The organism is Pseudomonas sp. Gutcm_11s, assembly GCF_028649395.1.
GTDB lineage: Bacteria > Pseudomonadota > Gammaproteobacteria > Pseudomonadales > Pseudomonadaceae > Aquipseudomonas.
On sequence record NZ_JAQSUW010000013.1, the window covers coordinates 147,373 to 161,422 of the forward strand.

13 protein-coding genes and 2 tRNA genes are annotated in these 14,050 nt (G+C 65.1%); 9 read left to right on the top strand and 6 right to left on the bottom strand.

All coding sequences use genetic code 11. The features are described from left to right. Positions 1-101: 101 nt before the first annotated feature. A complete protein-coding gene (locus PTT45_RS10520) occupies positions 102-605 on the bottom strand; it encodes a hypothetical protein (RefSeq protein WP_273813192.1) in 504 nt (167 codons plus the stop codon). A 310-nt stretch (positions 606-915) separates the two neighbouring features. Here PTT45_RS10520 and mgtE point away from each other — a divergent pair, with 310 nt between their 5' ends. Continuing rightward, positions 916-2,358, top strand: a complete 1,443-nt coding sequence (gene mgtE, locus PTT45_RS10525; RefSeq protein WP_273813194.1) for a magnesium transporter — start codon at positions 916-918, stop codon at positions 2,356-2,358. Positions 2,359-2,411: 53 nt separating this feature from the next. On the opposite strand, the gene PTT45_RS10530 is transcribed toward mgtE, so the two are convergent. Then, entirely contained in the window at positions 2,412-2,738 is a 327-nt protein-coding gene (locus PTT45_RS10530) for an Arc family DNA-binding protein (protein WP_273813305.1), read from the bottom strand. Between the two features lie 375 nt (positions 2,739-3,113). Between PTT45_RS10530 and PTT45_RS10535 the strand changes: the two genes are divergently transcribed. Next, positions 3,114-3,190 (top strand) — tRNA-Arg (locus PTT45_RS10535). 112 nt (positions 3,191-3,302) lie between these two features. Here PTT45_RS10535 and PTT45_RS10540 read toward each other — a convergent pair. The 3 genes from PTT45_RS10540 to mobA all read right to left on the bottom strand — a co-directional run bounded on the left by PTT45_RS10540 (position 3,303) and on the right by mobA (position 4,325). Continuing rightward, positions 3,303-3,379: transfer RNA gene (locus PTT45_RS10540), tRNA-Pro, on the bottom strand. A gap of 91 nt (positions 3,380-3,470) precedes the next feature. After that, on the bottom strand, positions 3,471-3,689 hold the full coding sequence (locus tag PTT45_RS10545; RefSeq protein ID WP_273813195.1) for a YgdI/YgdR family lipoprotein: 219 nt from the start codon (positions 3,687-3,689) through the stop codon (positions 3,471-3,473). 57 nt (positions 3,690-3,746) lie between these two features. Beyond that, positions 3,747-4,325 carry a molybdenum cofactor guanylyltransferase MobA gene (gene mobA / locus PTT45_RS10550; RefSeq protein WP_273813196.1) on the bottom strand — a complete coding sequence of 193 codons (579 nt, stop codon included), beginning with the start codon at positions 4,323-4,325 and terminating at the stop codon, positions 3,747-3,749. Positions 4,326-4,391: 66 nt separating this feature from the next. On the opposite strand from mobA, the gene moaB reads away from it, so the two are divergent. Together moaB and PTT45_RS10560 are read left to right on the top strand one after the other, a co-directional pair. Beyond that, positions 4,392-4,931: a molybdenum cofactor biosynthesis protein B gene (gene moaB / locus PTT45_RS10555; protein WP_273813198.1), complete on the top strand. Its 540-nt coding sequence runs from the start codon at positions 4,392-4,394 to the stop codon at positions 4,929-4,931. After that, entirely contained in the window at positions 4,928-6,124 is a 1,197-nt protein-coding gene (locus PTT45_RS10560; RefSeq protein WP_273813199.1) for a molybdopterin molybdotransferase MoeA, read from the top strand. Before moaB ends, PTT45_RS10560 begins: the two co-directional genes overlap by 4 nt. A gap of 11 nt (positions 6,125-6,135) precedes the next feature. On the opposite strand, the gene gliR is transcribed toward PTT45_RS10560, so the two are convergent. Next, the gene (gene gliR, locus PTT45_RS10565) at positions 6,136-7,164 is read right to left on the bottom strand and encodes an AraC family transcriptional regulator GliR (RefSeq protein ID WP_273813201.1); all 1,029 of its coding nucleotides are present in this window, start codon (positions 7,162-7,164) and stop codon (positions 6,136-6,138) included. Between the two features lie 124 nt (positions 7,165-7,288). On the opposite strand from gliR, the gene PTT45_RS10570 reads away from it, so the two are divergent. From PTT45_RS10570 to PTT45_RS10590, 5 genes are all read left to right on the top strand, one after another. After that, entirely contained in the window at positions 7,289-8,884 is a 1,596-nt protein-coding gene (locus PTT45_RS10570) for an FAD-binding oxidoreductase (protein ID WP_273813203.1), read from the top strand. 1 nt (position 8,885) lies between these two features. Next, positions 8,886-10,472 carry a glycerol-3-phosphate dehydrogenase/oxidase gene (locus tag PTT45_RS10575; protein ID WP_273813204.1) on the top strand — a complete coding sequence of 529 codons (1,587 nt, stop codon included), beginning with the start codon at positions 8,886-8,888 and terminating at the stop codon, positions 10,470-10,472. Beyond that, on the top strand, positions 10,469-12,028 hold the full coding sequence (locus tag PTT45_RS10580; RefSeq protein WP_273813205.1) for an FGGY-family carbohydrate kinase: 1,560 nt from the start codon (positions 10,469-10,471) through the stop codon (positions 12,026-12,028). The genes PTT45_RS10575 and PTT45_RS10580 overlap by 4 nt, the downstream gene beginning before the upstream one ends. 82 nt (positions 12,029-12,110) lie before the next feature. Next, positions 12,111-13,037: a lipid kinase YegS gene (yegS, locus tag PTT45_RS10585; protein ID WP_273813206.1), complete on the top strand. Its 927-nt coding sequence runs from the start codon at positions 12,111-12,113 to the stop codon at positions 13,035-13,037. Positions 13,038-13,114: 77 nt separating this feature from the next. Continuing rightward, entirely contained in the window at positions 13,115-14,041 is a 927-nt protein-coding gene (locus tag PTT45_RS10590) for a chemotaxis protein CheV (protein WP_273813208.1), read from the top strand. Positions 14,042-14,050: the final 9 nt, after the last annotated feature.

Sequence of the window (14,050 nt, forward strand, 5' to 3'; positions counted from 1 at the left end):
TGGATAGAGTACCCGGCTACGAACCGGGCGGTCGGAGGTTCGAATCCTCCTGAGTGCGCCATAAATCAAAAGGCTCGCAGAAATGCGGGCCTTTTGTCTTTTCAGTGTCTCTTCTTTTCTTGCACGCAACCACCTTCATCGAAGGTGACCTGGCGCTTGTTGCCCTTCTCATCGGCGTAGTGATAGCGCGTCATGCCATCGTTGCTGGAGATCCTGTCGGGCTCGCCCAGGGCGCTCTCCACGTCGCGTTGGCTCATGCCGCCTCGTACCTGTTGGCGTATCACTGCGCGACGCTTCTCGCTGCTGGTCAGCTTGTTGCCGCAACCGTCTTGCTTGCTTCCAACCACTACCAGGCTTTGGTGTGTGTCCTTCTTGCCTCTGCTGCTCTTGGTCTTGCTGGCTTTGGCTAGCGGTACGGCCTTTCCTTTGCCGGGGGTAGGGTTGTATGCATCCTGAAGGTCCTGGTTGCTGCTCTCGGGGCAGCCGTGAAGCGTGTAGGTGATATGGCCTCTGTCGTCTTCACAGCGGAACACCGTCGAAGCGTGAGTGTCGGTAATGGGGTGGATCAGGAGCGCGCAGATTCCCGCGCAGATTGGCCGCAGCATGGTTCGTCCTCCTTGACGATGCCACCCCAGCCTAGCCTGGATTTTTTGTCGCGCCAGCGTGCCTTGTGACATGGCGCATGCGTCGGAAAACTAGATTGCGCGGCGCTCTAGAAAAGCGCTGCAAGCGCTTGTTCTGGGGCTGATTTTTTCGCTTCGAAATGAGTTGGGGTGCTATCATTCCCCTGTCAGCCTCGCCGAGGCTTGTGGATTGCCACCATGGACTTACCCAGTAGTTACTCAAAATTCCTTTCGCCCGATCTGACTGATTGAGCCCTGCGGCGCGCCCTGCTGCTGGGGTGGAGCGTGCCGTATGACTGAAGTAGAAGCCAAAAAGCCGCAAGAGAGCCTGCAGGACCGCCTCGCTCAGGTGGTCGACCTGCTGCACCGCCACAGGCTGGTGGAGAGCCTGACGCACCGTCAGGAGGGGCAGCACCACGATCGCGTGGAAAACCTGGTTCACCGTCAAAATCTCGCTGAACTGCAGCGCAAGCTCGATGAGCTGCACTCTGCAGACGTCGCCCACATTCTCGAAGCTCTTCCTCTGGGTGATCGCCTGACCGTCTGGCAACTGGTCAAGGCGGAGCGCGATGGCGACATCCTCCTTGAGGTCTCCGACTCCGTTCGTGAATCTCTAATCGCGGACATGGATGACCACGAGATTCTCGCCGCAACCAGGGATATGGATGCGGATGAGCTGGCTGACTTGGCGCCCGAGCTGCCGCGCGATGTAGTGCTCGAGCTGATGGAGTCCTTAGATGCCCAGCAGCGCGAGCGTGTGCGTTCGGCTCTCTCCTATGAGGAGGATCAGATCGGTGCGCTGATGGACTTCGAGATGGTCACCATCCGCGAGGACGTCAGTCTGGAAGTGGTGCTGCGCTATCTGCGTCGTCTCAAGGAGCTGCCGGGGCATACCGACAAGCTGTTCGTGGTTGACTACGACGGTGTGCTCAAGGGTGTGCTGCCGATCAAGCGCCTGCTGGTCAACGATCCAGACAAGCAGGTTGGCGAGGTAATGGCCAGCGACCCTGTGAGTTTCCATCCCGACGAGGATGCTCACGATGCGGCTCAGGCTTTCGAGCGCTACGACCTGATCTCTGCGCCTGTGGTGGACAAGGATGGCAAGCTGATCGGGCGTCTGACCATCGACGAGATGGTCGACCTAATTCGTGAGGAGAGTGAGAGCGAAGTGCTGAACATGGCGGGTCTGCGCGAGGAGGAAGATATCTTCGCCTCGGTGTGGAAGTCGGTCGGCAACCGCTGGGCCTGGCTGGCCGTCAATCTGGTAACAGCCTTCATTGCGTCGCGAGTGATCGGCTTGTTCGAGGGCTCCATCGAGAAGCTGGTGGCTCTGGCGGCGCTGATGCCCATAGTGGCGGGCATTGGCGGCAACTCGGGCAATCAGACCATCACCATGATCGTTCGCGCGCTGGCGCTGGATCAGGTCAGTACTGGCAATACCTCGCGCCTGCTGCGCAAGGAGCTGAGCGTGGCGCTGATCAATGGCGTGCTCTGGGGTGGGGTGATCGGTGTCGTCGCGTACTGGCTGTACGGCAGCTGGTCGCTGGGCTTGGTGATGACTGGCGCAATGACCCTCAATCTGCTGCTGGCTGCGCTGATGGGGGTGCTCATCCCTATGACCTTGATGCGTATGGGGCGCGATCCGGCGATGGGGGCCAGCGTGATGATCACTGCCATGACCGACAGCGGTGGTTTCTTCATCTTCCTTGGTCTTGCGACGTTGTTCCTGCTCTGATCGATGGGCACAAAAAAGCCGGCTTTAAGCCGGCTTTTTTATTGGGTCGAGAATCAGGCCTCTTCGGCGGTCATCTCTGCATCGTGAGCGATCAGGGAGACCAGGGCATTCTGCTGGCGGCGCGACAGTTGGCGGAAGCGTTGCAGTAGTTCGCGCTCGTGCAGCGACAGCTCGGGGCTGTCCAGGCGCAGGCTCAGCTCATCGCTCAGCGAGCCTTCTTGAACCAGGCTTTGCTCCAGGCGAGCAATTATTTCCGAGTTCATGCTGCGGTGGTGGTTGCGCGCCACATCGGCAATGCGCTCACGCATTCCGTCGGGCAGGCGGACTACAAACTTGTCAGCCGTACGGCTGGAATAGATGGCCTGTTTCATAGGGCGTATACATTAAACCGGTTAGTTCAGGAAAGCGATGCTGGCATTCAGCTACTGATTGTCGCTGCTTTGACCATGTTAGGCGCTAGCCGTTCAGCCGGTAACAGCATCGGTTCGTTTTAAAGTCGTTTGGTCGACTATTTGACGCCAATTGCACGACGTTGATTGTGGGCTTAATACAGGCTCTTTGCCAGCACCAGTTATCCGAAATGCGTGCAGTTAGGCAAAACCACCATGGCGAGCCGAGTAGGAATGACGTGTGAAGGTGCACGCTAGAGCTGTTTTGATGTGTCGGCTGGGGGCTGATATTGCTGGAGGGGTGCCGAGGGCGGGGAGGGGAATGGCATGACAAAAGGCGACATGCTCGTTAACATGCCGCCCGCTGTCCCAGTAGCTCAATTGGATAGAGCATCCCCCTCCTAAGGGGAAGGTTGGAGGTTCGACCCCTCTCTGGGACGCCATCATAGAAAAGCCCGCAAGTCATTTGGCTATGCGGGCTTTTTCGTGGGGCGGAAATGAAAAAACCGGCCACTATGGCCGGTTTTTAGATCGACTTTCGTCGATTCGGGAATTTGGTCGGAGCGACTGGATTCGAACCAGCGACCTTCTCGTCCCGAACGAGACGCGCTACCAAGCTGCGCTACGCTCCGAAGGATGGCGCGCATTCTACCGAAAAAGTTTTGCTGCACAAGGGGTTAGCTGGAAGTTTTTTGCGTTCCCACTTCCTTGTGGGCACTCGGGTCAGAGTTCCTTGACGGTGATGACCTGGTCCTTGTTCACGCGTGCCGGCTTGCCATCCAGCTCCTCGAATTCATAGAAGCCGGAGTCTTCGTCGAACTCGGGGACGTCCACGGTCTGGATCCGGGTACCGTCGTTGAGGGTGATGACGCTGGGGGTGGAGCACCCTGTCAGAGTCAGCAGGCTGGCAGTCAGCAGGGCGAGCAGGAGTCGCTGGGTCATGGATACCTCCTTGGTCTTGGGGTACGTATGACGAGCCGGGAGCCGGTGGGTTCCGCGTTAGCCGCGTAAAAGCTCGGGCGTGTTCAGATTGGTGAGACGCGGATCGTCTTCCGCACATGGACAGGGCCGTGCGCCCAGCTGCAGCAGCGCCCGCAAGGGGCTGCGCTCGCCGGCCTGCCAGAGTTGCTGTAGGGAAGGCAGCAGTTCGCGGGGAATCATGCTGAACATGGGCTGCCACTGCTCACCCTGGCGCACGATGATCGGGCTGTCGGGATGGCTCAGTGCTTCTTGGTGCAGGCTCTGCAGAAGTGCCTGGTCGATCAGCGGGGCGTCGCAGGGCAGCACCAGCAGCCAGTTGTGACGAGCGGCGCTTAGGCCTGCGAGTATGCCGGCCAAGGGGCCAGGGAAGTCGGCCTCGGCATCGCCCGTCAGCTGATCGGCAAAGGGTGTATAGCGCTCGGGATTGCGATTGCAGGAGATGATCAGATCATCGGTCAACGGCCGCACTACCCGGTGCAGATGAGCGACTAGCGGGGCGCCGCGCCACTCGATCAGCCCCTTGTCGCATCCGCCCATGCGCTGCCCGCGGCCGCCGGCCAGCAGCAGGATGGAGCAGGGGGGCAGGGCAGTGGTCATGGCGGCGCTCGGGGGTGGGGGCTGTGATATAACACCGGCCTGTTTTCGCCACAACCGGACCCTGCCATGAGCCACAAGGCCGAGGCGGCTTTCGTGCCGCTGAATATCGCCGTTCTTACCGTCAGCGATACCCGTTCCCTGGACACCGATACCTCTGGTCAGCTGTTCGTCGACCGTCTCACCGCTGCCGGCCATAACCTGGCCGCGCGGGTGTTGCTGAAGGACGATCTGTATCGCATCCGCGCCCAGGTGGCGCAGTGGATCGCCGAAGATGAGGTGCAGGTGGTGCTGATCACCGGCGGTACCGGCTTCACCGGTCGCGACAGCACGCCCGAGGCGGTGGCCTGCCTGCTGGACAAGCAGGTGGATGGTTTCGGCGAGTATTTCCGACAGATTTCGGTGGCCGATATCGGCTCTTCCACCATGCAGTCACGCGCCCTGGCCGGCCTCGCCAACGGCACGCTGGTCTGCTGCCTGCCGGGTTCGACCAACGCCTGTCGCACCGCCTGGGATGGCATCCTCGGCGAGCAGTTGGACAACCGCCATCGCCCCTGCAACTTCGTCCCGCACCTGAAGCAGGTGGCACCTTGCGGTAGCCGCGGATGAGCCTGCTGCCGGTCGAGGAGGCTCTGCAGCGCCTACTGGCGTTGGCTGACGCGACACCCATCGACGAGCGCGAGATAGTGCCGCTGGCCGCCGCTGACGGCCGCGTGCTGGCCACCGATCTGGTCGCCGGGCTGGATCTGCCGCCCTGGTCCAACAGCGCCATGGACGGCTATGCCCTGCGCCTGTCCGACTGGCAGGGTGAGTCGCTGCCGGTCAGCCAGCGCATTCTCGCCGGCCAGGTGCCGCAGCCGCTGCAGCCGGGTACCTGTGCGCGCATCTTCACCGGTGCTCCGCTGCCGGCGGGTGCCGATACGGTGGAAATGCAGGAGAACGCCGAAGTTCTGGCGGATGGTCGAGTGCATTTTCATGAGCCACTCCAGCTCGGGCAGAACGTGCGTCCCCAGGGCCAGGAGACCCGTGCCGGTGAGCTGGTGTTGAACGCTGGCACGCGCCTGGGGCCGGTGGAGCTGGGCCTGGCTGCGACGCTCGGCTGCGGGGTGCTGGCGCTGCGGCGCCGGCCGCGGGTGGCGGTGCTCTCGACCGGTGACGAGCTGGTCGAACCCGGCCAGCCTCTGGGGCCGGGGCAGATATTCAACAGCAACCGCAGCCTGCTCTGCGCCTGGTTGCAGCGCCTGGGCTGCGAGGTGCGCGATGCCGGCATTCTGCCGGACGATCTGCAGCGCACGCGTGATGCCCTGGCTGCGCTGGGCGACGCCGACCTGATTCTCTCCACCGGCGGTGTGTCGGTGGGCGAGGCCGACTTCCTTGGAAAGGCTCTGCAGGAAGAAGGCGAGTTGACCCTGTGGAAGCTGGCGATCAAACCGGGCAAACCACTGACCTTCGGGCACTTCCGCGGCGTGCCGGTGCTGGGCCTGCCGGGCAATCCGGCGTCGACCCTGGTCACCTTCGGTTTGCTCGCGCGGCCCTATCTGCTGCGTCGGCTCGGTGTGCAGCGCGTCGAGCCGCTGGCGTTCACGGTGCCGGCCGGCTTTGCCTGGAGCAAGCCGGGCAATCGCCGCGAGTACCTGCGCGCACGCCTGGAGGGCGGCCGTGCTGTGCTCTATGCGAACCAGAGTTCCGGGGTGCTGCGCAGTGCCGCCTGGGCCGATGGCCTGGTGGAGGTGCTGGAGGAGCGGACCTATGTCGAGGGCGACATGCTGCGCTTTATCCCTCTGAGCGAAGTGCTGGGGTAGACCTCGCGATCCTAAAGCGGCGCGCCCTTGCGCCGCTCGCGGTACTCGCCCGGCGTCATGCCGGTCCACGCCTTGAAGCTGCGGTGGAACGAACGCGACTCGGTGAAGCCGAGGTAGCTGGCGATGTCCTGGATCGCCAGGTCGCTGCGTAGTAGGTAGTGCTCGGCCAGTTCCTGGCGCAGCTGGTCGAGGATTTCCTGGTAGCTGGTGCCGGCCTGCTGCAGGTGGCGCTGTAGGGTACGCACCGTCATGTGGAATTTCTCGGCGACCTTTTCCTTGCGCGGCAGGCCGTCCTTGAGCAGCAGGCGCAGGGCGTTCTTCACCCGTTGCGGCAGCGGCTCGTTGTCGTCCAGCCCGGCCATCATGGTCAGAGCGTGTTCTTCCAGGGTGCGCAGCAGGTTGGCGTCGGCCTGGCGCAGGGGAATGCCCAGGTAGTCCAGCGGCACCAGCAGGGCGTTGCAGGACTGGCCGAACAGGACCGGGCAGCCGAACACTTCCTCGTAGTCCGCCTGTGTCGCCTCGGCGGGGCGCTCGTGTTCGAGCCACACCTCGCGCGGCGACTTGTCCATCTCGGCGATCCAGCGTGCATAGAGCAGCCAGGACGCCAGCACGTTCTCCACCATGTGCCGACGGATTTCCGCACCCTCATGGCGGCAGTTCCAGATCAGGCGCACATGGTCCGGCCCCATTTCCACGCGACTGGTGCCCATGTCACCGACCAGTTTCTCGTAGGGCACGATGCGGCTCATGGCCTCGCCGAGGGTGGCGCAGTTCATGGTGATGTAGCCGAGCACGCTCCATGAGCCGGGCTGCACGTGGCGCGCCGAATGCAGGCCGAACAGCGGGTCGCCGGAGACCTGCATCAGATGCTGCAGCAACCGCTCGTGGGCCTCGCTGGGGATGCGCCGGCCGTTGTCGGCCAGGTCATCCAGCGTCACGCCGGCGGCGGCGCGCGCGGCCTCCAGGTCCAGGCCGAGCTGTTCGGCATGGCGCAGGTACTTGAGCAGGGCGGGGACGGAGGTATAGCCGAGGGTCAGCATCTTTTCTTGTTGTTCTGCTTGTCTTGATTGGCGACAGCGCCTGTCCTGATACGACAGTGACCGGGTCGGGCGGCTGGCTAGTATAGGCAGCCATTGAGAATGACCGGAATAGGTGGGAGCAAGCATGCGACGTTGGAACGGATGGGGCGACGAGGCCACTGTGGTGGAGCTGCCGGCGCATGGCGCGGCCTTCCTCGAGGGGCTGGTCGGCGCAGGCCAGCGCCTGCCGGACGCCAGCCTGCAGCAGGTGTTGGCGCAGGTGCCCGAGTCGCGCCTGGGCAGCCACGCGCTGATCAGTGTCGATGCCGAAGTGCGAGTGCGCCATGCCCGCGGCCAGAGCCTGCCGGACTGGCTGGCCATGCGCTCCGGCGAGTTCGGTGTATTTCCCGATGGCGTGGCCCTACCGGAGACCCCGGCGCAGATCCGCGAACTGCTGGCCTGGGCCAGGGAGCAGGACGTCATCGTCATCCCTTACGGCGGCGGCACCTCGGTGGCCGGCCATATCAACCCGGTCGAGTCCGCGAAGCCGGTGCTGACCCTGTCGCTGGAGCGCATGACCCAGCTGGTCGACCTCGACGAACAGAGCCAGATCGCCACCTTCGGCCCAGGCGCCAACGGCCCGCAGGTGGAGGCGCAGCTGCGCGCACGGGGCTACACCCTCGGCCACTTCCCGCAGTCCTGGGAACTGTCCACCCTGGGTGGCTGGGTCGCCAGCCGCTCCAGCGGCCAGCAGTCGCTGCGCTACGGGCGCATCGAGCAGTTGTTTGCCGGCGGCAAGGTCGAGACCTTCGCCGGTACCCTGGAGATTCCGACCTTCCCGGCCTCGGCGGCCGGCCCCGACCTGCGTGAGCTGATCCTCGGCAGCGAGGGCCGCTTCGGCGTGATCTCCGAGGTGCGCGTGCGGGTGACCAAGCTGGCCGAGCAGGAGCACTTCTACTCCGTGTTCCTACCCAGCTGGCAGCAGGCCCAGGCCGGCGTTCGCGCGCTAGTGCAGGCACGTATTCCGCTGTCCATGCTGCGCTTGTCCAACGCCATCGAGACCGAGACCCAGCTGGCCCTGGCCGGCCATCCGGAGCAGATTGCCCTGCTGGAGAAGTACCTGGCCCTGCGTGGCGCGCGTGCCGGCAAGTGCATGCTGACCTTCGGCGTCACCGGCAACCGCGGCCAGAATACGCTGTCGGTGAAACAGGCGAAAAAACTGCTCAAGGGTTTCGGCGGCGTGTTCACCGGCACCCTGCTGGGCAAGAAGTGGGCGGAGAACCGCTTCCGCTTCCCGTACCTGCGCCATGGCCTTTGGGAGGCCGGCTATGCGGTGGATACCCTGGAAACGGCCACCGACTGGAACAACGTGGACAACCTGCTGAACAAGGTCGAGGCCAGCCTGCGCCAGGGCCTGGCGGACGAGGGCGAGCGGGTCCATGTGTTCACTCACCTGTCGCACGTCTATGGCCAGGGCTCGAGCATCTACACCACCTACGTGTTCCGCCCGGGCGACAGCTACGCGGTGACCCAGGCGCGCTGGGCCAAGCTCAAACATGCGGCCTGTCAGACCATCGCCGGCAACCGCGGCACCATCAGCCACCAGCACGGCGTCGGTCGCGATCATGCGCCGTACCTGGCAGCGGAGAAGGGCGAACTGGGCATGGCCGCGCTCAAGGCGATGGCGCAGCACTTCGATCCCGAAAGCCGCTTGGCCCCTGGCGTGCTGCTGGAAGACTGAGATGAGCTGGAACGCGCTGTGGCGTGAAGCCGCGCTGCCGGAACTGGCGGCGCGTGACTGGGACCTGATCATTATCGGCGGCGGCATCAGCGGCGCCGGCATCCTGCGCGAGGCAGCGCGGCGCGGCTGGAGCTGCCTGTTGCTGGAGCAGCGCGACTTCGCCTGGGGTACTTCCAGTCGTTCGTCGAAGATGGTCCATGGCGGCCTGCGCTACATCGCCAAGGGTCAGCTGGGCCTGACTCGCGACTCGGTGCGCGAGCGCCAGCGCCTGCTCGGCGAGGCACCGGGCCTGGTCGATCCGTTGCCGTTCCTGTTCCCGCACTACCGCGGCAAGTTCCCCGGCCCCAAGGTGTTCGGCGGCCTGCTCGGCGTCTATGACGCCCTGGCCGGCCAGCGCCTGCACCGCTATCACCCGCTCAGTGAGCTGCGTTACCTGGCGCCGGGTCTGAACGACGCCGAGCTGCTCGGCGGCACCCTGTTCACCGATGCCGTCACCGACGATGCGCGCCTGGTCATGCGGGTGCTGGGCGAGGCGCGGGCCGAGGGTGGCGAGGCGCTCAATGGCATGCGCGTGGTCGAGTTGAATCGCGCTGGCGAGCGGGTGAACGGCCTGGTCGCCGAGGACAGCGAGAGCAGCCAGCGCTTCATCTTCCGCGCCCGCGCCGTGGCCCAGGCCACTGGCGCCTGGGCTGACGAGCTGAGAACCAGGAGCGGCCTGGAGCATATCCGCCCGCTGCGCGGCAGCCACCTGCTGCTGCCGGCCTGGTGCCTGCCGGTGGCCCAGGCCATCAGCTTCATGCACCCCGAGGACAAGCGTCCGGTATTCGTCTTCCCCTGGGAGGGCGCCACGGTGATCGGCACCACCGATCTGGACCATGGCGATGGGTTGAACAGTGATGCGCATATTACCGCCGCAGAAGTGGATTACCTGCTGGCGGCCTGCGCCAGCGTATTCCCGCATGCCGGCATCGGGCGTGCCGATGTGCTGTCCACCTGGGCCGGTGTGCGCCCGGTGGTCAGCGAGGGGCAGGGCGGCAGCAAGAAACCGTCGGACGAGAAACGCGAGCACGCGCTGTGGGTCGAGCCCGGTTGCGTGACTCTGGCCGGCGGCAAGCTGACCACCTTCCGCCTGCTGGCGCTGGAAGTGCTGCGTGCCTGTGCGCCGATGCTCGGGCGCGAGGTGACGGATGTCGGTCAGGCGGTGTTCCGGGCAACTCCATCTGTGGCGCTGCCCGGCCTGTGCCTGAGCCAGCAGCGCCGTTTGGCGGGCCGCCACGGCCATGCGTTGCCACGCCTGGCCGAGTTGCTCGGCGAGCTTGGCAATGAGTGCGTCGGCACCAGCAACACACTCTGGGCCGAGCTGGCCCTGGCCTGCGACGACGAACTGGTGCTGCAACTGGACGACCTGCTGCTGCGTCGCACGCGCATCGGCCTGCTCCTGGCCGACGGCGCGGCCGCCGAGCTGCCGCGCATCCGCGCCCTGTGCCAGCCGCGCCTGGGCTGGAGCGATGCACGTTGGGAAGAACAACAACAACGCTATCTGGCGCTGTGGCGCCACTGCTACAGCCTGCCTGGTGAATCTTCGTGAGCGAACAACGCTATCTGCTGGCCATCGACAACGGTACCCAGAGCGTGCGCGCTCTGCTCTTCGACCTGGCCGGCAACCTGGTCGGCAAGGGCAAGGTGGAACTCGAGCCCTACTATTCCGCGCATCCCGGCTGGGCCGAGCAGGACCCGGAGTACTACTGGCAGAGCCTCGGCGAAGCCTGCCGCCAGCTGTGGGCCAGCGTCGACATCGACAAGAGCCAGATCGCCGGCGTGTCGCTGACCACCCAGCGTGGCACCCTGATCAACGTGGATGAAGCCGGCAAGCCGCTACGCCCGGCCATTCTCTGGCTCGACCAGCGCCGCGCCGAGGTCGAGGGCAGCATCCAGGGGCCCTGGGGCTGGTTGTTCAAGCTGATCCGCGAAGAAGAGACCATCGACTACTTCCGCAGCCAGGCCGAGGCTAACTGGATTGCCCAGCAGCAGCCCGAGCTGTGGGCGAACACGCACAAGTTCCTGTTGCTCTCGGGCTTCCTCACCCATCGCCTGTGCGGCCGTTTCGCCGACTCGGTGGGCAGCTGCGTGGCCTACCTGCCGTTCGACTACAAACGCCTGTGCTGGGCCAAGCCCAGCGACTGGAAGTGGCAGGCCATCCCGGTACGCCCGGACATGCTGCCGGAGCTGGTCAAGCCGGGCGAGCGCATTGGTAGCATCAGCGCCGAGGCCAGCCGGCACACCGGCATCCCCGAGGGTTTGCCGCTGATCGCTGCCGCCTCGGACAAGGCCTGCGAGGTGATCGGCGCCGGCGGCGTGGAGCCGAGCACGGCGTGCCTGTCCTACGGCACCACGGCGACCATCAATACCACCCGCTCCAAGTACCTGGAGACCATCCCGCTGATCCCGCCGTACCCGGCGGCGATTCCCGATCACTACAACACCGAGGTCATGGTGTTCCGTGGCTTCTGGATGGTCAGCTGGTTCAAGGAGCAGTTCGGCCACGCCGAGCGCCAGCGTGGCCTGGAGCTGGGCGTGGCGGCCGAGACGCTGTTCGACGAACTGGTGGAGGGCGTGCCACCTGGCTCCATGGGTCTGATGTTGCAGCCGTTCTGGTCGCCGGGCATCCGCGAGCCGGGGCTGGAGGCCAAGGGTTCGATCATCGGCTTCGGCGACGTACACACCCGCGCGCACCTGTACCGGGCGATCCTTGAGGGCCTGGCCTACGCCCTGCGCCAGGGCAAGGAGCGCATCGAGAAACGCTCCGGCACGCGCATCGAGCGCCTGCGCATCTCCGGTGGCGGCTCGCAGAGTGACGCGGCCATGCAGCTGACGGCCGACATCTTCAACCTGCCGGCCGAGCGCCCGCACCTGTACGAGGCCTCGGGCCTGGGCGCGGCCATCGACTGCGCCGTCGGCCTCGGCCTGCACCCGGACTTCCCCACGGCCATCGCCGCCATGACCCGCGTCGGCAAGGTGTTCCAGCCCAACCCACAGGCGGTGGCGATCTACGAGCGCCTGTACCGCGAGGTCTACCTGCGCATGTACAAGCAGCTCAAGCCGCTGTACGGCAGCATTCGCGAGATCACCGGGTACCCGGCCTAGCGCAAGCGCAACGGTAGTCGGCACTTTCGCGCATTCTCCGGGGTCTGCTGTACTCGGGTGAATAGCCGAGGGAGGGCGATCCGTGAGTGAACGCAAGGCACTACTGATCCTGCACGGCAAGCAGGCACAGAACGAAGAGGTACGCAGCTCCGTGCTGGCGCTGCGCGAGCGTGGCTGGCAGCTGGATGTGCGCCTGACCTGGGAAGGCGGCGATGCGCCGCGGCTGGTGGACGAGGCGCTGGCCGCCGGCTACCCGACGCTGATCGCCGGCGGTGGCGACGGCACCCTGCGTGACGTGGCCGAGGCTCTGGCGCTGGCTGGCGGGCAGGCCGCCCTGGCGCTGCTGCCGCTGGGTACCGCCAACGACTTTGCCCGCGCCGCCGGTATCCCGCTGGTGCCGGCCGAGGCCCTGGCGCTGCTGGAGTTCGAGCCACGGCCGATCGACCTGGGCGAGGCCGATGGCCAGCTGTTCCTCAACATGGCCACCGGCGGATTTGGCTCCAAGGTCACTGCCAACACCTCGGAAGAGCTTAAGAATCTGCTCGGTGGCGCCGCCTATCTACTTACCGGGCTTACCCGTTTTGCCGAGGTGCACTCGGCTTTCGGCCGATTCCATGGGCCGGGGTTCGCCTGGGAGGGCGATTTCCTCGCCCTGGGCATCGGCAACGGGCGCCAGGCCGGAGGCGGGCATGCGTTGTGTCCGCAGGCACGCATCGACGATGGCCTGCTCGACATCTGCATAGTGCCGGCGCCGCAAGATATGGTCGGTACCCTGGGCACACTGCTGTCCGGTGGCGTGTTGGGAGTGGAGGCGGTTTCCGTCAGCGCGCGCCTGCCTTGGCTGGAAGTGGAGGCGCCGGAAGGGCTGGATATCAACCTGGATGGCGAGCCGCTGGAGAGCAAGCGCCTGCGCTTCTCGGCCCGCCCCGGGGCATTGCGTTTGCACCTGCCGGACATTTCACCGCTGCTTGGTGACGGCGCTGGCGCGGCTGGGGTGCCTACGGCATGATGGCGCCAGGCCATACTGCAGTTAACGTGCAGTCTGCCGATAGCAGCTAGACTCGATTCAAACATGAGGAACATTTGATGGCCGGCATTCTCGATACAGTGGACCAGCGCACCCAGTTGGTGGGCGAGAACCGCCTGGAAATCCTCATGTTCCGCCTGGCGGGACGCCAGCTGTTCGCCATCAACGTGTTCAAGGTGCAGGAAGTCCTGCAGCTGCCCAAGCTGACCCTGATGCCGCACCGCCACCCCTACGTCTGCGGGGTGGTCAACTTGCGCGGCCAGACCCTGCCGGTGATCGACCTGTCCCAGGCCATCGGCATGCGCCCGCTGACCCCTAGCGAGAACAGCACCATCATCGTCACCGAGTACAACCGCTCGGTGCAGGCCTTCCTGGTTGGCGGCGTGGACCGCATCCTCAACCTCAACTGGGAATCCATCCTGCCGCCGCCGGGCGGGGCAGGGCGCCAGCACTACCTGACCGCCATCACCAAGGTGGACGACCAGATCGTCGAGATCATCGACGTGGAGAAGGTGCTGGCCGAGATCGCGCCGATGAGCACCAAGGTCTCCGACGAGAAGCTGGCCGATCCGGTGTTGGCCGGCGCTGTCGGGCGTGAAGTGCTGCTGGTGGACGACTCCAGCGTGGCCCTCAACCAGCTGCGCGAGACCCTGGCCCAGCTGGGCATTCGCACCCACAGCGCCAGCGACGGCCTCAAGGGCCTGCAGCTGCTGAAGAAATGGGCCGACACTGGCGAGGTGATGACCGACAAGTTGCTGATGATCTTCACCGATGCCGAGATGCCGGAGATGGACGGCTACCGCCTGACCACCGAGATCCGCAACGACCCGCGCCTGCGTGATCTGTACGTGGTGCTGCACACCTCGCTGTCCGGCAGCTTCAACGAGGCCATGGTGAAGAAGGTCGGTTGCGACAACTTCCTCTCCAAGTTCCAGCCGGACAAGCTGGTCGACGTCATCGCCGACCGCCTGCGCCGCGACGCCTGAGGCGCCGCG